This window comes from Pseudomonas sp. RW407 (genome assembly GCF_003176655.1).
GTDB lineage: Bacteria > Pseudomonadota > Gammaproteobacteria > Pseudomonadales > Pseudomonadaceae > Pseudomonas > Pseudomonas delhiensis.
The window spans coordinates 836,817-857,371 of the sequence record NZ_QGSL01000029.1 but is presented as its reverse complement, the minus strand read 5'-3'; the positions used below and the strand labels follow the sequence as shown (position 1 = coordinate 857,371).

Below are 20,555 nucleotides of genomic sequence, written 5' to 3'. Positions count from 1 at the left end.
TTTTCGCAGCAGCAGCTGCAACGTCTTCCAGGCCAGTTTCTTCTCGCGGAACATCAGAAGCTGCTTGATCAGGCGCAGTGGCAGGTGGCGCCGGTAACTGGCGAAGAGCTCGGTGCGGTACTGGCTGTAGTAGCGATACTCCGACTCGTAGATGCTTTCGTAGCGGGCCCGGGAAACCTGGTTGCGGTTGCTGATCGAGAGGTTCTGCCGGACCCGGGCGGCCATGACGTAGACTTGCTGGCCGTCGGACAGTGCGCGGTGGAAGGCCCAGTGGTCCAGGTAGTCCAGCGGGAAGTCGGGGTTGAAGCCGCCGATCCGGGCCAGCCAGGCCGTGCGCCAGCAGGCGCCGGAATTGATCGCGGTCACCTGGTGCCTGCGATAGCCGGCCTCGATGCCTTCCGCGCTGGCGCGCACGCGGCTGTTGTCCATGGGCGAGACCTGGCGCTGGCCATCGCTGACTTGTGGCACCAGGCAGACGCAATCGACGGCCAGGCCATCGGCCTGCTCGGTCAGCTCCTGGAAGTACGCCTCCGGTAGCCGGGTGTCCTGGTCGAGCAGCAGCAGCCAGTCGCTGCCGCGCTCGCGGGCATCGCGCAGCGCCAGGTTGTAGGCCGCGGCAAGGCCCGGGTTGCTCGGGTCATGCCTGTAGTGCACGGCGATGGGATATTCGCCGGGCGGTAGCGCCTGGGGCGTGGGGCTGTTGTCGTGGATGACCAGGCTGAAGTCATGGGCGGCCAGCAGGGCCTGGTTCTGCAGAAGGCTGCGGAAGCTCTGCGAATCGCTGAGCTTTTCCTTGTAGATCACCAGGACGATGGTCGCTCGCATGCCGCGCGCTGGCCTCAGGGCAGGAACTGCTGCAGCAGGTCGTTGAGGAACAGCTGGCCGCGCTCGGTCGGCCGCAGGCGCTCGTCGTCCTCGGCCAGCAGGCCCTGGGCGCGGGCTTCGCGGCAGGCTTCGGCGATGGCTTGCAGGGGCTGGCCGGTGCGTTGCTCGAACAGCGTCGCGGGGACGCCGTCCACCAGGCGCAGGGCGTTCATCATGAACTCGAAGGGCAGGTCGGCCGCTTCCAGTTCGCGCTCGCCGGCCTGGAAGGCCTTGGCCGGGTTCAGGTAGTCCTTCGGCAGGCGCGTCTTCCAGGTGCGCAGGATGCGGCCTTGCGGGCTGCTCAGCTTGGCGTGGGCGCCGGCGCCTAGGCCGAGGAAGTCGCCGAAGGTCCAGTAGTTGAGGTTGTGCCGGGCGCGCAGGCCGTCGCGGGCGTAGGCCGAGGTCTCGTACTGCCGGTAGCCCGCCTGCGCCAGGCGGGCCTGGCCGGCTTCCTGGATTTCCCACAGGGCGTCGTCTTCCGGCAGTTCCGGCGGCTGGCTCCAGAACACCGTGTTCGGCTCCATGGTCAACTGGTACCAGGACAGGTGCGTCGGGGCCAGGGCGATGGCCTGTTCCAGGTCGGCCAGGGCGTCGGCCACGCTCTGCTGCGGCAGGCCGTGCATCAGGTCCAGGTTGAAGTTGTCGAAGCCGGCGCGGCGCGCCATGTCCGCCGCGCGCACGGCTTCGCCGCCGTCGTGGATGCGGCCCAGGGCCTTGAGCTTGTCGGCCTGGAAGCTCTGCACGCCGATGGACAGGCGATTGATGCCCAGGGCCCGGTAGTCGGCGAACTTGGCTTGTTCGAAGGTGCCGGGGTTGGCTTCCAGGGTGATCTCGATGCCTGGCTCGAAACCGACTTCGCGCTCCAGGCCTTCGAGGATGCGGCCCAGGGCCTGGGCGGAGAACAGGCTGGGGGTGCCGCCGCCGAAGAAGATCGAGGTCAGCTTGCGCCCGTGGACGTGCCGCCGGTCAGCCGCCAGGTCGGCCAGCAGCGCCTGGACGTAGGCGTCCTCGGGCAGCTCCGGGCCGGCGGCGTGGGAGTTGAAGTCGCAGTACGGGCATTTGCGCACGCACCAGGGGATATGGACATAAGCCGCCAGGGGCGGCAGCTGCAGGCCGCAGGCTGCAGGCTGCAGGTCGTGGCTTTTGCCTGGGGCCTGGAGCCTGGAGCCTGTCGCCTTGTTCATAACCCCAACCGCTGCTTCAGCAGGGCCATGGCGCGGGCGCGGTGGCTCAGGCGGTTCTTCTGCTCGGGGGGCAGTTCGGCGCTGGAGCAGCCGCTTTCGGGCACCCAGAACAGCGGGTCGTAGCCGAAGCCGTGCTCGCCGCGGGCCTCGCGCAGGATGCTGCCTTCCCAGATGCCTTCGCAGAGGATCGGCAGCGGGTCGTCGGCGTGCCGCACCAGGGCCAGGACGCTGACGAACTGCGCGCCGCGCTCTTCGTCCGGCACCTCGCGCAGGGCGTCCAGCAGCTTGGCGTTGTTCGCCGCATCACCCTTGCCGTCGGCGTAGCGCGCGGAGTAGATGCCCGGCGCGCCGCCGAGATGGTCCACCGCCAGGCCCGAGTCGTCGGCCAGCGCCGGCAGCCCGGAGATGCGCGCGGCGTTGCGCGCTTTGAGGATGGCGTTCTCGACGAAGGAGAGGCCGGTTTCCTCCGGCTCCACGTCGCTGAACTCGCCGATGGAGCGCACCTTCACGTGGGCGCCCAGCATGGCCTGGAGCTCCTTGAGTTTGCCGGCGTTGTGACTGGCCAGCACCAGTTGGTCGAGCTTGATCATTCGTCTGGGTAGATTTCCTGCATGAACTCGAAGCTTTGCGGGGCTTCGGAGCCCTTTTGTACCTGGATGTCGAAGGTCAGGGTGTCACGGCCTTCGATGGGGAACTGGGCGATGTGGTAGACCGCGCCTTCCTCGACCACCCGCTTGAAGGTCAGCGGGGTCGACTGGCCCATGAGGTTCTTGGCGGTGCCGGAGACGGTGACCTGGGCCGGCTTGCCGCTGGCGTCCAGCGGCACGATGTTGATCACGCCCTGGGCCTTGCTGCGCACCACGCCGACGGCCGCGGCGACCTTGGGCTGGAGGAAGCTGGAGTTGTAGACGCTGTAGTGGACCTTGAGGTCCCCCAGCGTGGTGGCCTGCTCGGCGAAGGCCGGCAGGGCCAGGAACAGGCAGAACAGCAGGGAGGCTAGGCGGCGCATGGTTTTCTTCTCCTGGGTTTCGGGGCCCCGGGCGGTTCAGACGGCGATGCGGTGGTCCGGCAGGCTTGGACCGCTGACCCGGTAGATACCGATTTCACCCAACAGATTAGGCCAAACTCGGCAGGACCAGCGATGACGGTGGTCACGGTCCACCGCCAGGCGGTCGAGCACCCGCAGGCGCTGCTCGCGGCACAGCGCCTCGAAGTCCTTGAAGGTGCAGAAGTGGATGTTCGGCGTGTTGTACCAGGTGTAGGGAAGGAATTCCGACACCGGCATGCGGCCATTGCGCGCCAGGTACCAGCGGCAGCGCCAGTGGCCGAAGTTGGGGAAGGTGATGATGCAGGTGCGGCCGACGCGGAGCATTTCCTCGAGGATCCTGTCCGGATAGTGCACGGCCTGCAGGGCCTGGGTCATGACCACCACGTCGAAGCTGTTGCTGGCGAAGCTGCCGAGGCCCTTGTCCAGGTCCTGCTCGATGACGTTCACCCCGCGTTCGACGCATTTGGCGATGTTCTCGCTGTCGATCTCCAGGCCATAGCCGGTCACCTGCTTGTGTTCGGCCAGCCAGGCGAGCAGTTCGCCGTCGCCGCAGCCCAGGTCGAGCACCCGGCTGCCGGCGGGGATCCAGTCTTGGATGATTTCCAGGTCGGCGCGCATGGGGCTTCCTTATACGCTGATGCGGTTCATGTAGGCGCTGAAGGCCTGCAGGTAGCGGGGGATCGGCATGAGGAAGGCGTCGTGGCCCTGGGGCGCGTCGATCTCCAGGTAGCAGACGTTCTTCTTCGCCGCGATCAGGGCGTCGACGATCTCCCGCGAGCGCGCCGGGGAGAAGCGCCAGTCGGTGGTGAAGGACATCACGCAGAAGTCCGCCTTCACTCCGGCCAGGGTGCGCACCAGGTCGCCGTCGTGGGCGGAGGCCGGGTCGAAGTAGTCCAGCGCCTTGGTCATCAGCAGGTAGGTGTTGGCGTCGAAGCGGGTGGAGAACTCCTCGCCCTGGTAGCGCAGGTAGCTCTCGACCTGGAACTCGACGTTGTAGAGGTCGTAGTTGAGCTTCTCGGCCTTGCGGTCTCGGCCGAACTTCTCGCCCATGGCGTCATCGGACAGGTAGGTGATGTGCCCGACCATGCGCGCCAGGCGCAGGCCGTGGCGCGGTATCACGCCCTGTTCCTGGAAGTGCCCGCCGAGGAACTCCGGGTCGGAGAGGATGGCCTGGCGCGCCACTTCGTTGAAGGCGATGTTCTGCGCCGAGAGCTTGGGCGCGCTGGCGATGCACAGGCAGTGGCGCACGCGCTCGGGGTAGCTGATGGTCCACTGCAGCGCCTGCATGCCGCCGAGGCTGCCGCCGACGATCGCGGCCCATTGCGCAATGCCCAGGCGGTCGGCCAGGCGCGCCTGGCTGTTGACCCAGTCTTCCACGGTGACCACCGGGAAATCGGAGCCGTAGACGCGGCCGGTGGCCGGGTCGAGGTTGGTGGGGCCGGTGGAGCCGTTGCAGCCGCCGAGGTTGTTCAGCGCGACCACGAAGAACTTGCGGGTGTCGATGGCCTTGCCCGGGCCGATGCAGCTGTCCCACCAGCCCGGCTTGCGCTCGTCGGGGCTGTGGTAGCCGGCGGCGTGGTGGTGGCCGGAAAGCGCATGGCAGATCAGCACGGCGTTACTCGCCGTGGCGTTCAGCTCGCCGTAGGTCTCGATCACCAGCTGGTATTCGGGCAGCGTCCTGCCGCTGGCCAGGGCCAGGGGTTCGCTGAAGTGCAGCGTCTGGGGAGAGACCAGACCGACGGAATCTTCGGGGAAGACTGTTGGCATCGACCCAGCTCATGAATAAAAGGAGGGCGCCAGTCTAAAGAGCACCGCCCCCTGCGGCAAGGCCGGGCCTGCCGCAGGCGTTCAGGCGCGCTGCGAGCCGGGCAGGGCGACCACGCGGGCCTGGCGTTGCAGCGGCGAGGGGCGGCGCAGCAGGCGGAGGATGTCCGAGGCTTCGGCCAGCTGTTTCTCCAGCTCTTCCTGGTAGCGCGCCATGAGCAGCGCGCGCTGGCGCACCTGCTGGGTTTCCTGGGCCAGGGCCTTCAGGCGCAGCATGTGGGTTTCCAGCAGTTGCTTGTTCTCCAGGGTGTACTGCATCAGCGGCATCAGGGCGTCGGTGGCCCAGCGCTCGACTTCCTCGCGCACGCGCTGGTGCAGCAGGATCACCTCCTGGGCCAGGGTGGCGATGAAGCGCCGCGTCAGCAGGCGCTGTTCGGTGAGCAGGGTCTTGAGCTGCAGGCGGAAGCGGTCGGCCTGGTCGCGCAGCCGGGCCAGTTCGCGCTGGTAGCCGGCGACGTCGAAGCGCGGGGCGTCCAGGGCGTTCAGCGGGTTTTCCTGGTTGTGCCGCAGGTAGATGGCCTCGACCATGCGGTTGCCCAGCTCGGCCTCGTGCTGCAGGCTGTGCAGGTCGCCCTCCACGGCCTGGAAGAAGTTCAGGATGGCCTGGTTGATGCCCAGGGTGGTCCAGCTGCCGCGCAGTTTCTCGTGGACCTTGGCCAGGTGCTGCTGCAGGCGTTCGGCGCGCACGGTCTGGCCGAGCAGTTCGCCCTGGCGGCGCAGCAGGCGCTGGTTGGTCTTCAGGTTGAGCAGGCGGCGGTGATGGCGGCCGTGGTCCTCCTTGGTCCGCGCGGTCAGCTCGAACAGCAGCTGGCCGCTGTCCTGCTGCTGGCCCTCGAGCAGCGCCTGCTGCTCGCGCAGGCGCTCCAGGCGGGCGCGCAGGCTGTGCTGGCTGTTGTTCAGCAGGGCCAGCACCTGGCCGAGCACGGCGCCCTCCAGCAGGCGCTCCTTGTCCGCCACTATGCGTTCGCAGAGCAGGTTCTCCAGGCTTTCCAGCTGGCTGCGGGCGAGCAGTTCGCCGTCCTTGCGCACCTTGGCCAGCAGCGCCTGCTTGGCCGACAGCGGCAGCACCGCGTCGCGGGCGATGCCCAGCTGCCGCGCGGTGGCGTCGCGCACGCGCTGGATGGCGTTCTGCACGAAGGCCTCGCCGGCCAGGTCGTCCCAGAGCACGTCGATCTTGTTCAGCACCGCGTACAGGGTGCACTGGCCGTCTTCCACCAGGTGCCGCACGTGCTCCTGCCAGACCGCCAGGTCCGAGGCGGTGACGCCGGTGTCGGCGGCCAGCAGGAAGACCACCGCCTGGGCGCTGGGCAGCATCGACAGGGTCAGTTCCGGCTCGCTGCCCAGGGCGTTCAGCCCGGGGGTGTCGAGGATGCGCAGGCCCTGGCGCAGCAGCGGGTGGTCGAAGTTGACCAGGGCGTGGCGCCAGGCCGGCACGTGCACGTGGCCGGGGCGTTCGGCGGCTTCGAGCATGTCCGGGAGGAAGCCGAGCTGGATCGCCTGCTCCACCGGCAGGCTCTTGGTCCGGGCGATCTGCGCGAAGGCCTGGGCCATGTTGGCCGGGTCGGAGGTGTCCAGGGGGATGTTCACCCAGTGCCGCGGCACCTGCTTGAAGCGGGCGATGCTGGCGTCGGCCACCCGCGTCTCGATGGGCAGCAGGCGGATGTAGGGGCGTTCGGAGCGCGGGTCGAAGAAGATCTCGGTGGGGCACATGGTGGTGCGCCCGGCCTGGGACGGCAGCATGCGCTGGCCGTACTCGGAGAAGAACAGGCTGTTGATCAGCTCTGTCTTGCCGCGGGAGAACTCGCCGACGAAGGCCAGGGTGATGTGGTCCAGGCGCAGCAGGCGCAGGGCGCGCTCCAGGCGCGCGTCTATGTCCGCGCTGTTCAGCCGGCTCTGCTCCAGCCAGCTGCGGTAGCGGATGATGTCCCGGACCAGTTCCCGCTTCCAGGTGACGTAGGCGTCGATCTGCTGACTGAGTCGCTCCATGCTCATCCAGGCGGTCCTGTGGCTTGCGCGTCCTGCGCGAGAGAAGAATGCCTGGATTATGAAGCGCGGCGAGGTGGCGTCAATTGGCCTTCATCACATTCCTACATGTAAGGTCGGTCAAGCCGACCCAGCGGTTATCCCCAGCTCCGCCGGCAGCCGCGTCGGCCGGGGGATGCGCACGCGCTTCTGGCGGTTCAGCTCGCCGCTCTCGAGTATTACCGCGCTTTTCGGCACGCCGAAGGCCTTGCCGAGGAAGGCCAGCAGGTGGGCGTTGGCCTTGCCCTCCACCGGCGGGGCGGTGAGGCGGATTTTCAGGCGCTCGCCGTGCAGCCCGGCGAACTCGTCGCGGCTCGCCTTGGGCTGCAGGTGGCAATCGAGGATCAGGTCCTCGCCGTCCCAGCGGTAGAAGCTCATTACATGAACGGGCTCAGTATCTGCGGCATCCCGGTCATGGCGGCGAGATTGCCGATCACCAGCATGTCGAGCAGTTTCAGTGCGATGAACGCGAAGATCGGCGAGATGTCCAGCCCGCCCAGGTTCGGCAGCAGCTTGCGGAAGGGCGCCAGCAGCGGCTCGCAGATCTGGTTCACCAGCTGGGCGCCGGGGTTGTAGCTGCCCGGGGCGACCCAGGAGAGGATCACGCTGATGATCAGGGCGAAGAAGAACACCTTGAGGAACAGCGAGGTCACCGCGATCACCGACCACACCAGCAACTGCAGAACATAGCCGCCGACGCCGTAGCCCATCAGCGTCAGGGTGACGATCATCAGCACCAGTTGGACCAGGATGGCCAGCACCAGGGACGCCAGGTCGACGCCGCCGAAGCCCGGGACCACCCGGCGCAGCGGGTTCAGCAGCGGCTTGGTGGCGCGCACGATGAACTGGCTGAGCGGGTTGTAGAAGTCGGCGCGCACCAGCTGCAGGATGAAACGCAGCAGGACGATCAGCAGGTAGAGGCTGCCCAGTGTCTGGATGACGTAGATGGCAGCGGTGGAAAGTCCGGTCATTTAAGGCTCCTCATTGCCCCAGTTGTTCGGCCAGTTCGGCGGAACGGTGGTCGGCGGCGGCCAGGGCGCGCTCGACCAGTGCTTCGAATCCATTGCCCTGGAAGGCGTTGATGGCGGCTTCGGTGGTGCCCTTGGGCGAGGTCACGCGGCGGCGCAGCTCGGCCGGGCCGACGTCGCTGCCGGTGGCCATGCGCGCGGCGCCCAGGGCGGTCTGCAGAGTCAGGCGGGTGGCCACCTCGGGGCTCAGGCCGAGCTTTTGGCCGGCGGCGATCATGGCTTCCATCAGCAGGAAGAAGTAGGCCGGGCCGCTGCCGGAGACGGCGGTGACGGCGTCGATCTGCTTCTCCTCGTCCAGCCACAGGGCGATGCCCACTGCCCCCAGCAACTGTTCGGCCTGCTGGCGCTGGGCCGCGCTGACCTGGGCGGTGGCGTACAGGCCGCTGGCGCCTTCGCCCAGCAGCGCCGGGGTGTTGGGCATGCAGCGTACCAGCAGCTCGCTGCCCAGCCAGCGCGACAGGCTGGCGCAAGGGATGCCGGCGGCGATGGAGACGACCAGTTGGCCGGGTTCGAGCAGCGCGGCCAGCGGCTCGCAGACCTGCTTCATGACCTGCGGCTTGACCGCCAGGACCACCACGTCGGCGCCGGCAATGGCGCTGGCATTGTCCTCGAACACTTCGATGCCATGCTCGGCGGCGATCTTCGCGCGCTGCTCGGCGCCCGGGTCGCTGGCGCGGATGTGGCTGGCGGGCACGCCCTGGGCGCGCAGGCCGCCGATCAGGCTGGCGGCCATGTTGCCGGCGCCGATGAAAGCGATGCGGGTGGTGCTCATGGGTTGCGTTCCTTGATCAAGAATGGGGACCGTAGTCGCGCGCGCCGAACAGCGCGGTGCCGATGCGCACGCAGGTGGCGCCTTCGGCGATGGCGGCTTCGAGGTCGTGGCTCATGCCCATGGACAGGGTGTCCAGGCCGAGGTTCAGGGCAGTCAGGAGTTCGCGCAGGCGGGCGAAGGCGGCGCGCTGGGCGGCGACATCCTCGGTGGGTTCGGGGATGGCCATCAGCCCGCGCAGCTTCAGGTTCGGCAGGGCGGCCACGGCGGCGGCCAGGGCCGGCAGCTCCTCCGGGGCGCAGCCGGACTTGCTGGCCTCGCCGCTGACGTTCACCTGCAGGCAGACGTTGAGCGGCGGCAACTGCGCCGGGCGCTGAGCGGACAGGCGCTCGGCGACCTTCAGGCGGTCCACCGAGTGCACCCAGTGGAAGTGCTCGGCGATGGGCCGCGTCTTGTTCGACTGGATGGGGCCGATGAAGTGCCAGGTGAGCGCCAGGTCGGCCAGTTCGGCCTGCTTGCCCAGGGCTTCCTGCAGGTAGTTCTCGCCGAAGTCGACGAGGCCGGCGGCATGGGCCTCGCGGATGGCGGCGGCGGGTTTGGTCTTGCTCACCGCCAGCAGCGCAACGCCGCCGGAAGGCCGCCCGCAAGCTTGCTCCGCCTCACGGATACGCTCGCGAACCTTTGCAATATTCTCTGCTATCGTGGACATTACCTGCGCTCTGAGGCCCGGCTGCTGCAAGTTCAGCGGCATTCTACCTGCTTGCATTGGATTGGGGAGTCCCATGGATATTACCGAGTTGCTCGCCTTCAGCGCCAAGCAAGGCGCTTCGGACCTGCACCTCTCGGCCGGCCTGCCGCCGATGATCCGCGTCGACGGCGACGTGCGCCGCATCAACCTGCCGCCGCTGGAACACAAGCAGGTGCACGCGCTGATCTACGACATCATGAACGACAAGCAGCGCAAGGATTTCGAGGAATTCCTGGAAACCGACTTCTCCTTCGAAGTGCCGGGCGTGGCGCGTTTCCGCGTCAACGCCTTCAACCAGAACCGCGGCGCCGGCGCGGTGTTCCGGACCATTCCCTCCAAGGTACTGACCATGGAGGACCTGGGCATGGGCGAAGTGTTCAAGCGTGTTTCCGACGTGCCGCGCGGGCTGGTGCTGGTGACCGGGCCGACCGGTTCGGGCAAGTCCACCTCGCTGGCGGCGATGCTCGACTACCTGAACAACACCAAGTACAGCCACATCCTCACCGTCGAGGACCCGATCGAGTTCGTCCACGAGTCGAAGAAGTGCCTGGTCAACCAGCGCGAGGTGCACCGCGACACCCTAGGCTTCAACGAGGCGCTGCGCTCGGCCCTGCGTGAGGACCCGGACATCATCCTGGTCGGCGAGATGCGCGACCTGGAGACCATCCGCCTGGCGCTGACCGCCGCGGAAACCGGCCACCTGGTGTTCGGCACCCTGCACACCACCTCCGCGGCCAAGACCATCGACCGTATCGTCGACGTGTTCCCCGCCGAGGAGAAGGCCATGGTCCGTTCCATGCTCTCCGAATCGCTGCAGGCGGTGATTTCCCAGACCCTGCTGAAGAAGATCGGCGGCGGCCGGGTGGCGGCCCACGAGATCATGATCGGCACCCCGGCGATCCGCAACCTGATCCGCGAGGACAAGGTGGCGCAGATGTACTCGGCCATCCAGACCGGCGGCGCGCTGGGCATGCAGACCCTCGACATGTGCCTGAAGTCCCTGGTGGCCAAGGGCCTGGTGACCCGCGACGCCGCCAAGGAAAAGGCCAAGATCCCGGAAAACTTCTGACCTCCCGGGCCTTGCGCCCGGCCAGGCGGCGCGGCACACGCACGGGCGGCCTGGGCGACAGTCTAATCGCACAGTGCGTGAACGAATCAGGTTGGATCGATCATGGAATTCGAGAAACTGCTGCGGCTGATGGTGGAGAAGGGCGCCTCTGACCTCTTCGTCACCGCCGGCGTGCCCCCGTCGATGAAGGTCAACGGCAAGGTGCTGCCGGTGACCAAGACCCCGCTGTCCCCCGAGCAGACCCGCGAGACGGTGCTGGCGGTGATGAACGAGCAGCAGCGCCGCGACTTCGCCGAGCACCACGAGTGCAACTTCGCCATCAGCGCCCGCGGCATCGGGCGCTTCCGCGTCAGCGCCTTCTACCAGCGCAACCTGGTGGGCATGGTGCTGCGCCGCATCGAGACCAACATCCCGACCATCGAGGACCTCAAACTGCCGGAGATCCTCAAGAAGCTGGCCATGACCAAGCGCGGCCTGGTGATCTTCGTCGGCGCCACCGGCACCGGCAAGTCCACCTCGCTGGCGGCGATGATCGGCTACCGCAACAAGAACTCCACCGGGCACATCATCTCCATCGAGGACCCGATCGAGTACATCCACCAGCACCAGGGCTGCATCGTCACCCAGCGCGAGGTGGGGCTGGACACCGACACCTTCGAGGTGGCGTTGAAGAACACCCTGCGCCAGGCGCCGGACGTGATCATGATCGGCGAGGTGCGCTCGCGCGAGACCATGGAGCACGCCGTGGCCTTCGCCGAGACCGGCCACCTGTGCCTGGCCACCCTGCACGCCAACAACGCCAACCAGGCGCTGGAGAGGATCATCCACTTCTTCCCGGCCGACCGGCACCAGCAGATCTGGATGGACCTGTCGCTGAACCTCAAGGCCATCGTCGCCCAGCAACTGGTGCCTACGCCTGACGGCAAGGGCCGCCGCGCGGTGATCGAGGTGCTGCTGAACACCCCGCTGGCCGCCGACCTGATCCGCAAGGGCGAGGTGCACGAGCTCAAGCCGCTGATGAAGCGCTCTACCGAGCAGGGCATGCAGACCTTCGACCAGGCGCTGTACCAGCTCTACTCCCAGGGCGAGATCACCTACGAGGACGCCCTGGCCTACGCCGACTCGGCCAACGACCTGCGCCTGATGATCAAGCTCGGCTCGGAAACCGACGCCGACCACCTGTCCAGCATGACCCAGGGCCTGACCCTGGAGCTGAGCGACGACGACCCCAACCGCCGCTTCCGCTGAGCCGCCGCCCCGAAAAGCCCGCCCCAAGGCGTAATGCTGTTCACTTAAGCATTTGAGCCACGGCAGGTGTTCCCCAAGAATCCGGTGCCAGACTTCTGGCATCGGATTTTTTATGTCTTTCCAACAGCACCTGCTCGATCTGGGCGACCTGTTCAACTTCTCCGACCTGAGCACCTTCACCCAGAACATTCCAATCGAGTGGGTGGAGTCGGCACTGCATCTTTCCTCACAGGCCAGCATTCGGCGGCGGCGTCTGCCTACCGATCAGGTGCTCTGGCTGGTACTGGGCATGGCGTTGTTCCGCGATGAGCCCGTCCATGAAGTGGCCAGGCGCCTGAATATCTGCGCTCAGGGCCTGGCTTCCGACCACCTGCTGGCGAGAAGTGGTATCAGCCAAGCCCGTAAGCGGCTCGGCGCCGATCCGGTCGAGTGGTTGTTCCGCAAAACCGGCAAGCAGTGGGGGTGCGAACGCTATGACGGAGACAACTGGCAGGATCTGCGGGTCCTGGCGGTGGATGGCGCACTCCTGCGCACCCCGGACAGCACTGAACTGCGCAAGCATTTCGGTTCCGGCAACACCGCCACCGACCGCCAGACGCCGTTTCCCATGATGCGCCTGGTTGCGTTGATGAACGTACGCTCGCACGTGATCCTGGATGCCCAGTTGAGCCCCTACCGGCGCAGTGAAATGCGTTTGGCCGACGAGTTTCTTCAGCAAATCCCCGATCACTCGGTAACCCTGTTCGACAAGGGCTTCTGGAGTGCCGATTTGCTGTTGGGCGTCGCCACGACGGGGGCGAACCGCCACTGGTTGATCCCGGCTCGCAAGGGCCTGGTCGGTGAAGAACTGGTCCGTTACGGCAAGCGTGATCGCCTGCTGCGCATGAAGGTGTCGGCACAGGCTCGAAAGCGTAACCCGGCGCTGCCGGCCTACTGGGAGGTACGTGAAGTCAGCTACGAACGTCAGGGCAAGCTGAAAACCGTGCTGACCTCTCTGCCAGCCGAGCGCTACAGCGCCAAGGCCGTTGCCGATCTGTACCAGGAGCGCTGGGAGATCGAACTGGGCTTCCGAGATATCAAGAGTTCCCTGCAACAGAACGCGGTCACCCTGCGCAGCAAGAAGGTTGAGCTGATCTATCAGGAAGTCTGGGGGTTGCTGCTGAGCTACAACGTCATTCGCCGTGAGGCGAGCCAGGCGGCGGTAGCGTTCGGCCGTTCCGCATCCGAGATACGCTTCAAGCCGGTGGCTCATTACATCGCCGTTCAACTGATCGTGATGGCAGCAGCCAATCCGATTTCCGCCACTGGAAGGCGCCTGGCGGAGTTGCGGGCCGGGATCGGCGGGCTATTCCTGGATCGCCGCCCAAGGCCGGCAAGACCAAGGGCGGTGAAGATTTCGAAGACCCGCTATCCGGTGAACCGCAATGCTGCTCCGCTTAAGTGAACAGCATTACGCCAGGTGGCGGGCTTGAGTTGATGGCCTGGCCGGCAGGCTCAGACCTCGAAGTCGTACTGCGGCAGGTCCGGGGCCGGGCCGGTGACCTGGCCGTCGACCAGGAATGCGTTCTGGCCGGCAGCCACCGAGGTGCCGCGGGCGAGCACCCGGGTGCCGGTGCGCAGCTCCACCACGCTCGTGCCGGCCGCGGCGTCGACGCTGATCACCTCGCCCACGGTCCTGTACCCGCCCGGCAGCAGGCCAATGAAGCGTTTCCAGGGGTTCACCGTGGCCATCAGCTGCCGCTCCCGTAGTGCCGCTCGATCCGCAGCGTCTGCCAGACGCGCGAGGCGCCCACGCCCTCGGCGGTGATATCGACGCCCAGGCACAGGCCGCGCCAGGTGACGTCCGGGTCGCGGAACTCCACGATCATGCCCGGCTGCACCAGCCCCGGGGTGTTGTCGCCATCCGCGAACAGCGGGATTCGCCGCGTCTCGATGGCCTGGCTGCCGCCCTTCGACAGTTCGCAGATGCCGCGGGCCCGGGCAACGTCGGTGCCGGTCATCCAGTCCTCCATGACGTCCGCCGCCGGCTCGTCGCCGGCCGTGCCGGCGCGCCGCACCTGCACGCTCACGCCGTAGTTGGTGCCGCTGACGTAGACGAAATTCCACTCCGGCTGTGGCGACCATTCGCTGCCCCACTCTGCGACGATCTCCGCCGGCACGATGCAGTCGGGAATCGCGCTGTTCCAGTACCAGGTCGCTTCGCGGTAGCGCGGCAGGATGGTGAAGGCGTCACCGGCCAGCGCCGGGCGCACGATGCCGCCGGCGACCTCGGCCAGGCGGTGGATCACCTCCATCGGCGCCATCTCGGTATAGCTGAACGCGCCGGCCGGCAGCGTCCAGTCCGGCGGCCCCATCGACACCGTGTCCCAGGTCGCCGCGAAGCCGGTGAACTCCAGCTGGTCGTCAACGATGTTGCGGGCGTTGATGGGGCTGGTGTTCATGCCGCTGCGCTTCGGCGCATAGGGTGCGGCGAGGAGCTGGGTGCGGCTGCTGCCGCTGATCGTGTAGCGCTCCTCCGGGAACTTGCCGGTGCCGCTATAGCGCTCGACCAGGAAGCGCCAGGTCCAGCCGTTGACCACCAGCTCGACCGTCTTCGGCCCGTCGGCATCCTGCAGCACCAGGTTGAGCGAGGTGCGGCCGAACAGGTCGGCGCTGAACGTCCAGGCGAACGAGTCGATGTCCAGGCCGATGCGGATATTGGTGGCGTCCAGCGGCGTGCCGCCGGCCAGCTCAACCAGGGTGACCGTGTTGGCGATCATGTAGGTCTCCAGAATGGTCGGCTCCTCGGGCGGGTCGACGACGACCACAGGCCCCGGGTAGTCCGGGTAAACGATGCCCGTCGGGCGCGGATCGGTCGGCGTACCCCAGCCCCAGGGCATGGTCCGCATCTGGTCGATGATGCGCGCCGGGGTGAAGCGCACCACCGCACCACTGTCCACCGGCTGGATGGCATGCGGCTGCGGGCTGTAGCTGAAGTCGAAGAACACGATTGCCGACGTGCTGGGCACGTAGCGCTCCCCACCGAAGCTGAAGTCCACCAGGCCCGGCGTGGGCACGTAGAGACTGGCAGCGCGCTCGGCCGCGGCGTCGAAGCGCTGGCCGAACTCATCGCAGCGGAACCAGGCCTGGCCGGTCACCGTGTCCTTGCGCGTCGGCTTGGGGTTGTAGAGCAGGCGCAGGCGGGTGTCCTGCGGCTTGACCGAGCGGTCCCAGCCCAGGCGCTGCGCCAGGTCTTTTTGCGCGACGGTGTCCCAGCGGCTGGCGGCGTCGGCCTCCAGCGCCAAGCCCTGCCTCCAGCGCCCACCATGGCCCTGGTCAGCCTGCGCCACCGTGTCCCAGCGGCCCGCCAAGGAGGCGCTTTGCGCCTCGCCTTCGCCCCAGGGCGCCGAGGTGGCCACCTCCCTGGCGGCGACCGTCCCCCACGCCGAACGGCGCGCAGGATCGAACTGGTGGCGGGCCTTTCTCCAGCCCGCCACCGCATCATGGGTCAGCATCAGATCAACTCCACGGGTTGCGGGCCGTGCGCCTGCGGGCGGTAGTAGCGCACCACCTCGGCCCGAGCTGTACCAAGCGGTTGCGGCCCCTGCAGGCTCTCGTCCCACCAAGCAGGTTCAACGGCAGGCAGTTGGCCGGACTGCGTCACCCGGTACAGCCACCCCAGCATCACGGTGGGGCGGATCACCTGCCCCTCGGCGACGCTCAGGTTCGGCTGAAACACCGTCCCCCAGTCATCCAGCGCGACGGCGTAGACCAGACCATCCGTGACCTTCAGCTCAACGACCGACTCACCGTCCTGGGCAGGCCCGTAGCCGGCAATGCGGAACTGGCCGTTGGACGGCTTTTCCACGAACACCACCTCGCGCTCAGCAAGCACACCATCGACGCGCACGCGCGCCGTGATCTCGGCCGAGGCACCTCCGCCCGAGCCCTCGCCGCTGGTGATGTTGTAGGTCAGTACGCCCGAGTCACTGATGGTCAGGTAGACAGCCCGCGTCTTGCGCGGCGGGGCATCGTCGACGCCACAGGCCAGCCACTCGCCCTGGGCCAGCAGCGTGGCGACATCGACGTTGTACGCCTGGGTGAGGTCGTTCGTTCCTCGCCCATCGCCCTCCCCTGTACAAAAGGCCATCGCCACCTGACTGATCGTCAGCCAACTGCGGTAGAGCCGGACGAACTTCGGGCCGCTCGTAACCTCCCCCTCCCGCAACACCCGAAACTGGATTCGGACCTTCGGTGGCGGGGTGTAGCTGAGCGGCAACGCTAGAACAGGCGCAATCGTCGTCATCACCAGAAGCTCGGGTTGTTGGTTGCCAGGCGGAAGGCCGACAGGTAGGTGCAGCCCATCAGGTAGGTATTGGAGTCGCCCAGGTTCAACGCTTCGCTGATCCGCGAAACGGTGAGCGTTCCAGACATCCCCAGCGCAGGGGCGGACTTGTCGACGGTGACTGCCATCAGCGCTGGCACCTGGGCCAGGCCACGCAATCGACCAGCCTCAACCCCACCCCCATACCAGCGCACAGGGACCAGCTCCGCTACGCTGAGCGCTGGCATTGCAGGAGAACCCATGGTCAACGAAAGGCTTGGCGTGATGACCGCAAGGCTTGCGACATCCACCAGCAGCCCCGTTGCGGGATCACGTAGAGAGGTGAATCCCGAGGCACTGAAATAGTTGTTGGCATTGACTACGCCGTTGTTCTGGCCGCCGACCGCAATGAAGTTGCCCGCCGAGTCCTCCCCCCCGTAGAGCATCACCTGGGAGCTTCCATCCCACAGCACATTCGCGCTGGCGTTGTAGAAGCCAGCCATCTGGAACACGAAGCTGCGCTCGTCCGCGATCACATACCAGTCGTGATAGGACGCGCTGTAGGCCATGTATTGGAAGGCGATCGCCTGAGGACTGGCGTTATTCGCGGCCAACCCGGTCTTCACCCCATCGCCGGTAATGATGTTATTGGACACGCCAGTGTAGGTCTCGGCCAGCGTGACCTGGGCGCGAAACTGGTTTGTATCGCGCCAACTGAGGCACAGGTAGCCAGACTGAGTGCCGTTACGCAGGATGAGGTATTGAGCCCCCTCCGCGACCAAGGTCCACCCAGCGCCCGGCTTGTTGTTGTAGCCGTTAACCAGGCAGCCCTTGAGCACCTCCTTGATGGCATTGAAGTAGTACTGGTAGCCGGAGGCGAGCGAGTAGCTGGGGCTACCCGTGTCGCTCCGTCGATAGACGGTTGGCATTAGTCAGCATCTCCTCGAATCTGCAGACGGAACTCGTCGTCCTCGACAGTGCCCTGGCCGCTCAGTACCGTGCGAGCGAGCCACACCGGCCCCAGCGCTGAATCGGTGTTGAAGCGCACAGCATTCGCCGCCGCCCAGCCGGAGCCCCACCCTTCCTTGCGGATGGTGAAATAGGGCGTCCCAGTCTGCGGGTTGATCGGCGCACAGTCGGAAGCGGTCGTCCCGGTGGAGATCACCCCCAGCTTTTCCTCGACCACTTGGAACGCGGTCGCCGAGGTGAACACCAGGGCCCATTTCCCATCAATCGCCCCCATGTTGGTGATGATTGGCGGGTAGCTGAGCTGGTCGTAGTTGGCCGTGGTGGTCTCGCCGATAGGCGCGTCCGTCCAGTTCGGCGCCCCGGTGTTCCAGGCCTTCTGGGTGAACCAGTGGTGGTAGCGCGCCTGCAGGTCGCCCCAGCTGAGCGCGCTCGACACCGTGGCCTCGTTCGCTGGCATGTCCCACGGCACCGGCGAGGCCAGGCCGATCTCGCCGCTGATCTGCACCTCGGTGCACAGCGTCATATGCTCGATGCGGTCGTGCACCACCAGCGGCAGCGTCAGCGGGTTGCCGGCCTCGTCCTGCAGCACCAGCGGGTTGGCCCACGTCACCGTTCCCGCGGCACGGTTCGCCGTGAAGCTGGCGGCGCGCAGGGCGGTGCCGTTGGCGTCGAACACCTCGATCTCGGCCTGCTGCTGCCGCGCCAAGGCCAGGGTGCCGCCGGCTACAGGCGAGGCGACTACGGTCTCCGCCACGTGGCGGATCACCAGCACGTCAGCCTCACGGAACTGCGGCACCCGGCCATCTGCCGGCAGGCGCACCGGATCGAGGCCGATCAGGTTGGCGTCCAGCGGCAGCGTCGAGTAGACCACCGCGTTGTAGCGCAGCAGGATCGGGATCACCGGGATGTCGCTGGCCCCGGTCTGGTCGTCCAGGTTCGAGGTGAACCGCAGCCTGACGATACCCGTCGCGATGTCCACCGTGCCCTTGATCACCGCCCCGTTCAGCACGCCGTTGGCGTCGGCCGTGGCCGTCACCACCTGAGCGTTGTCGACGCGCACCGCGGTGACCTGCAGGCTCGCCGGCCGCAGCGGCGCCCCCGGCGTGCGGAAGGTCATTGCGTTGACCGCGAACCCAGAGTTCGTGGTCAGGCACGCCAGCAGCGTGACGGCCGCCGCGGCGCCGGCCGGGTAGGTGCTGAGCGTGGCCGCGCGGCCCGCGTAATCCACCGAGCCGACTGCCACCCCGGCGTTCGTGGTGCTGCTGACGTTCTTGTAGAGCACGCCGGAGCGGTCAACGTAGGTCTCGCCGGCGTAGGTGAACACCAGCGAGCCCGGCAGGATCGACTCCGACACGCCAGGCAGCAGGTCCAGGGTGACCGGGACCACGGCCTGGGTGTCGGTCTGGTCGCCGTAGCTCTGGCTGTTCGACTGCGCGCGAATAGTCAGCGTGCCGCCGAAGGCCTCCATCTCGCTGCGGTCGGTGCTGACCAGCTCGATGGTGTCCGGGTTGAAGCCGTTCTTCTGGGTCGCGTAGGTGAACTCCTTGTAGGTGTAGGTCCGCGCCACCTGCAGGCTGCAGGCGCCGGTCGAGTAGTTGATGCTCCCGGCCCGGCCGCCGCCCCAGCCGCCGGCGGTGTTGTCGCTGACGGCGTTGTTGACCAGTACCTCGGACTCGTACACCGGCAGGCTGTTGCCGCTCTCCAGCACGCCGTGGTCGATAGCCGGCACGGCCTGCCTCTGCTTCGTGATCCAACTGATCTGCACCGAACCCGGCTTCAGCGGCGCGCCCGGGATGGTGAACGTGGTCATGCCGGTGCCGTCCGAGGTCACCGCCAGCGGGGTGTCGGTGAACGCCCCCTGCTGGTAGGTGTGGGTGATCGCCGTCCCGGCATCCGGGGTGGCGGTCAGCTCCATCGACACGGTGCCGGCGGCGTAGTTGATGACGCCGCTGCCGCCAGTGCCGGACAGGGTGCCGTTGCCGGCGTCGACGATGGTCTTGGTTACCCCGCCGACCTTGAAGCTGGCGACGTAGGAACCCGGCAGCAGCCCCTGGTGGGGCAGCGTGCGGTTGACCTTCGCCCGGGCCTGCACGCTCACGCCGGTGCGCTGGGTGAACGCGGCGCTGTTCTGCCCCACGTAGGCCCAGATCACCGAGCTGCCAACGTCCGGCAGGGCGTTCAGCGTCAGCGACACCGAACCGGTGTTGAACTGGATGGTCCCGGTGCCCTCCCCGGCCAGCTCGCCGTTGCCCTGGTCGCGCAAGATCTGCCACTTGCCCAAGGCCATGTAGGAGATCTCGAGCGTGCCCGGCATGGGTGGCGCGTCGGACAGGCTCAGCGTGTACACGTAGCCACGGTTCGACAGGTCGACCGGGATCTCCCCGGTGACGGTCTCGCCGGTCGCCGCGGCGCCGGGCTGGTGGCTGGCGGTGGCCGCGCCGGTGTAGCCGGCGCCGGTGCGCACCAGGTTGATTTCGCCGGTCTCATAGTCGACGGTGCCGCTGGTGATCCAGTTGCTGCCCGACACGTAGCGCAGGCCGCCTTTGCTGTCGTCGGCGAAGGTGCCGCCGTTGACCACCAGGGACAGCGTGCCCGGGGCGCAGCCGGTCCCGAGGAAGGTCCGCGACTGGCCGCCGCTGACCAGGGCGAACGTCAGGTTGACCGAGCGCGCCGGACCGGTGGCCAGCACGATGCGCCGCTGGTAGCCGCCGAGCTGGTCGATCAGTGCGTTCTCGCGGGTGCTCGACGGCACCAGCTGGGCGTAGACGGATTTCACCCGCAGGCTCAGTGCGCCCTCGGCGACGGCCTGGGCCAGCGGGCTGATACCGTAGTAGTGCGCGGCATCCGCCACTTGGGTGGTCAGGATCTGGCTCTTGGTGCCGCTGGAGCCCGACGGCATCGCCGTGCCGGCCGGCGTCGGCTGACCGCCGGGGAAGGTGCTCAGCAGCGGCGAGCTGATCGACAGGTCGAGGCGGCGCCGGGTGAAGTTCACGAAGTTCCCGTTTCCGTAGTCGTACGTGAAGCTCTCCAGGCGGGCCTGCACGTCGGTGATCCGTACGTACTGCGACAGCGAGCCGTTCACCAGCTGGTAGACCTGGCCGATTTCCGGCTGCCGCTGCTCCTCCCGCTGGATGCAGGCGATGGCGCGCTGGCCCTGCAGTTGGTTGCCCAGCAGGTCGAACGGCGCGATCACCGCCGGCACGACGTAGGACTCGATGGCGTTGCGGGCGTCGGCGCGCTCGTCGGTCTGGGTGCCGCCGAACAGCAGCACCGACACGCGCGGATCGGCCGGGGCCTGGGTGAGGATGGCGTGGGCACCCAGGTAGCTGTCGCTGTTGGTCGACTGGACGCCCGCGAAGGCCTTGCGCAGGTTGATGCGCCCGATGGTGCGGTCCAGGCGCGAGATGTCCGGGAACAAGTTGTTCACTTCGGCATCCACCACGGCCTGCCCGGTGGCGCGGCCGCCGCCGTCCGACTCG

19 protein-coding genes are annotated in these 20,555 nt (G+C 67.3%); 3 read left to right on the top strand and 16 right to left on the bottom strand.

Features of this window, described 5'->3' with window-relative positions:
- The 11 genes from DK254_RS04660 to DK254_RS04610 form a co-directional block, all read right to left on the bottom strand.
- Positions 1-825: glycosyltransferase (locus tag DK254_RS04660; RefSeq protein ID WP_218281396.1), on the bottom strand; the 825-nt coding region annotated here is incomplete at its 3' end.
- Between the two features lie 14 nt (positions 826-839).
- Positions 840-2,048 carry a radical SAM family heme chaperone HemW gene (hemW, locus tag DK254_RS04655; RefSeq protein ID WP_256595798.1) on the bottom strand — a complete coding sequence of 403 codons (1,209 nt, stop codon included), beginning with the start codon at positions 2,046-2,048 and terminating at the stop codon, positions 840-842.
- A complete protein-coding gene (gene rdgB, locus DK254_RS04650) occupies positions 2,045-2,638 on the bottom strand; it encodes an RdgB/HAM1 family non-canonical purine NTP pyrophosphatase (protein WP_089390959.1) in 594 nt (197 codons plus the stop codon). Before rdgB ends, hemW begins: the two co-directional genes overlap by 4 nt.
- Entirely contained in the window at positions 2,635-3,057 is a 423-nt protein-coding gene (locus DK254_RS04645; protein WP_109932587.1) for a DUF4426 domain-containing protein, read from the bottom strand. Before DK254_RS04645 ends, rdgB begins: the two co-directional genes overlap by 4 nt.
- 36 nt (positions 3,058-3,093) lie before the next feature.
- Positions 3,094-3,714, bottom strand: a complete 621-nt coding sequence (gene metW / locus DK254_RS04640) for a methionine biosynthesis protein MetW (RefSeq protein WP_109932585.1) — start codon at positions 3,712-3,714, stop codon at positions 3,094-3,096.
- A 9-nt stretch (positions 3,715-3,723) separates the two neighbouring features.
- Positions 3,724-4,863: a homoserine O-acetyltransferase gene (locus DK254_RS04635; RefSeq protein ID WP_109932583.1), complete on the bottom strand. Its 1,140-nt coding sequence runs from the start codon at positions 4,861-4,863 to the stop codon at positions 3,724-3,726.
- Positions 4,864-4,944: 81 nt separating this feature from the next.
- On the bottom strand, positions 4,945-6,912 hold the full coding sequence (locus DK254_RS04630) for a dynamin-like GTPase family protein (protein ID WP_109932581.1): 1,968 nt from the start codon (positions 6,910-6,912) through the stop codon (positions 4,945-4,947).
- A 111-nt stretch (positions 6,913-7,023) separates the two neighbouring features.
- Positions 7,024-7,320 (bottom strand): DUF167 domain-containing protein, encoded by a 297-nt coding sequence (locus DK254_RS04625; protein ID WP_089390952.1) that lies wholly within the window; start codon positions 7,318-7,320, stop codon positions 7,024-7,026.
- The gene (locus DK254_RS04620) at positions 7,320-7,913 is read right to left on the bottom strand and encodes a YggT family protein (RefSeq protein ID WP_089390951.1); all 594 of its coding nucleotides are present in this window, start codon (positions 7,911-7,913) and stop codon (positions 7,320-7,322) included. The genes DK254_RS04625 and DK254_RS04620 overlap by 1 nt, the downstream gene beginning before the upstream one ends.
- A 10-nt stretch (positions 7,914-7,923) precedes the next feature.
- The gene (proC, locus tag DK254_RS04615; protein WP_109932579.1) at positions 7,924-8,742 is read right to left on the bottom strand and encodes a pyrroline-5-carboxylate reductase; all 819 of its coding nucleotides are present in this window, start codon (positions 8,740-8,742) and stop codon (positions 7,924-7,926) included.
- A 16-nt stretch (positions 8,743-8,758) separates the two neighbouring features.
- A complete protein-coding gene (locus DK254_RS04610; protein WP_109933003.1) occupies positions 8,759-9,448 on the bottom strand; it encodes a YggS family pyridoxal phosphate-dependent enzyme in 690 nt (229 codons plus the stop codon).
- A gap of 73 nt (positions 9,449-9,521) precedes the next feature.
- Between DK254_RS04610 and pilT the strand changes: the two genes are divergently transcribed.
- From pilT to DK254_RS04595, 3 genes are all read left to right on the top strand, one after another.
- Complete coding sequence (gene pilT / locus DK254_RS04605) at positions 9,522-10,556, top strand: type IV pilus twitching motility protein PilT (protein WP_109932577.1); 1,035 nt, start codon at positions 9,522-9,524, stop codon at positions 10,554-10,556.
- 102 nt (positions 10,557-10,658) lie between these two features.
- On the top strand, positions 10,659-11,804 hold the full coding sequence (pilU, locus tag DK254_RS04600; RefSeq protein WP_074977840.1) for a type IV pilus ATPase PilU: 1,146 nt from the start codon (positions 10,659-10,661) through the stop codon (positions 11,802-11,804).
- 112 nt (positions 11,805-11,916) lie between these two features.
- Positions 11,917-13,248, top strand: coding sequence for an IS4 family transposase (locus tag DK254_RS04595; protein ID WP_109932575.1), 1,332 nt, complete (start codon positions 11,917-11,919; stop codon positions 13,246-13,248).
- Between the two features lie 50 nt (positions 13,249-13,298).
- Here DK254_RS04595 and DK254_RS04590 read toward each other — a convergent pair whose 3' ends face one another.
- The 5 genes from DK254_RS04590 to DK254_RS04570 form a co-directional block, all read right to left on the bottom strand.
- The gene (locus DK254_RS04590) at positions 13,299-13,535 is read right to left on the bottom strand and encodes a hypothetical protein (protein ID WP_109932574.1); all 237 of its coding nucleotides are present in this window, start codon (positions 13,533-13,535) and stop codon (positions 13,299-13,301) included.
- Complete coding sequence (locus DK254_RS04585) at positions 13,535-15,298, bottom strand: hypothetical protein (RefSeq protein ID WP_177412014.1); 1,764 nt, start codon at positions 15,296-15,298, stop codon at positions 13,535-13,537. Before DK254_RS04585 ends, DK254_RS04590 begins: the two co-directional genes overlap by 1 nt.
- Positions 15,298-16,092: a hypothetical protein gene (locus tag DK254_RS04580; protein WP_146219561.1), complete on the bottom strand. Its 795-nt coding sequence runs from the start codon at positions 16,090-16,092 to the stop codon at positions 15,298-15,300. Before DK254_RS04580 ends, DK254_RS04585 begins: the two co-directional genes overlap by 1 nt.
- Complete coding sequence (locus DK254_RS04575) at positions 16,089-17,036, bottom strand: hypothetical protein (protein ID WP_109932570.1); 948 nt, start codon at positions 17,034-17,036, stop codon at positions 16,089-16,091. The genes DK254_RS04580 and DK254_RS04575 overlap by 4 nt, the downstream gene beginning before the upstream one ends.
- A partial coding sequence (locus tag DK254_RS04570; RefSeq protein ID WP_109933001.1) for a hypothetical protein occupies positions 17,036-20,555 on the bottom strand: 3,520 nt, incomplete at its 5' end. The genes DK254_RS04570 and DK254_RS04575, both read right to left, overlap by 1 nt.

Excerpts from the sequence above, each read along its gene's own strand:
- hemW (WP_256595798.1), bottom strand. The coding sequence starts at position 2,048 with ATGAACAAGGCGACAGGCTCCAGGCTCCAGGCCCCAGGCAAAAGCCAC.
- rdgB (WP_089390959.1), bottom strand. The coding sequence starts at position 2,638 with ATGATCAAGCTCGACCAACTGGTGCTGGCCAGTCACAACGCCGGCAAA.
- DK254_RS04645 (WP_109932587.1), bottom strand. The coding sequence starts at position 3,057 with ATGCGCCGCCTAGCCTCCCTGCTGTTCTGCCTGTTCCTGGCCCTGCCG.
- metW (WP_109932585.1), bottom strand. The coding sequence starts at position 3,714 with ATGCGCGCCGACCTGGAAATCATCCAAGACTGGATCCCCGCCGGCAGC.
- DK254_RS04635 (WP_109932583.1), bottom strand. The coding sequence starts at position 4,863 with ATGCCAACAGTCTTCCCCGAAGATTCCGTCGGTCTGGTCTCTCCCCAG.
- DK254_RS04630 (WP_109932581.1), bottom strand. The coding sequence starts at position 6,912 with ATGAGCATGGAGCGACTCAGTCAGCAGATCGACGCCTACGTCACCTGG.
- DK254_RS04625 (WP_089390952.1), bottom strand. The coding sequence starts at position 7,320 with ATGAGCTTCTACCGCTGGGACGGCGAGGACCTGATCCTCGATTGCCAC.
- DK254_RS04620 (WP_089390951.1), bottom strand. The coding sequence starts at position 7,913 with ATGACCGGACTTTCCACCGCTGCCATCTACGTCATCCAGACACTGGGC.
- proC (WP_109932579.1), bottom strand. The coding sequence starts at position 8,742 with ATGAGCACCACCCGCATCGCTTTCATCGGCGCCGGCAACATGGCCGCC.
- DK254_RS04610 (WP_109933003.1), bottom strand. The coding sequence starts at position 9,448 with ATGTCCACGATAGCAGAGAATATTGCAAAGGTTCGCGAGCGTATCCGT.
- pilT (WP_109932577.1), top strand. The coding sequence starts at position 9,522 with ATGGATATTACCGAGTTGCTCGCCTTCAGCGCCAAGCAAGGCGCTTCG.
- pilU (WP_074977840.1), top strand. The coding sequence starts at position 10,659 with ATGGAATTCGAGAAACTGCTGCGGCTGATGGTGGAGAAGGGCGCCTCT.
- DK254_RS04595 (WP_109932575.1), top strand. The coding sequence starts at position 11,917 with ATGTCTTTCCAACAGCACCTGCTCGATCTGGGCGACCTGTTCAACTTC.
- DK254_RS04590 (WP_109932574.1), bottom strand. The coding sequence starts at position 13,535 with ATGGCCACGGTGAACCCCTGGAAACGCTTCATTGGCCTGCTGCCGGGC.
- DK254_RS04585 (WP_177412014.1), bottom strand. The coding sequence starts at position 15,298 with ATGCTGACCCATGATGCGGTGGCGGGCTGGAGAAAGGCCCGCCACCAG.
- DK254_RS04575 (WP_109932570.1), bottom strand. The coding sequence starts at position 17,036 with ATGCCAACCGTCTATCGACGGAGCGACACGGGTAGCCCCAGCTACTCG.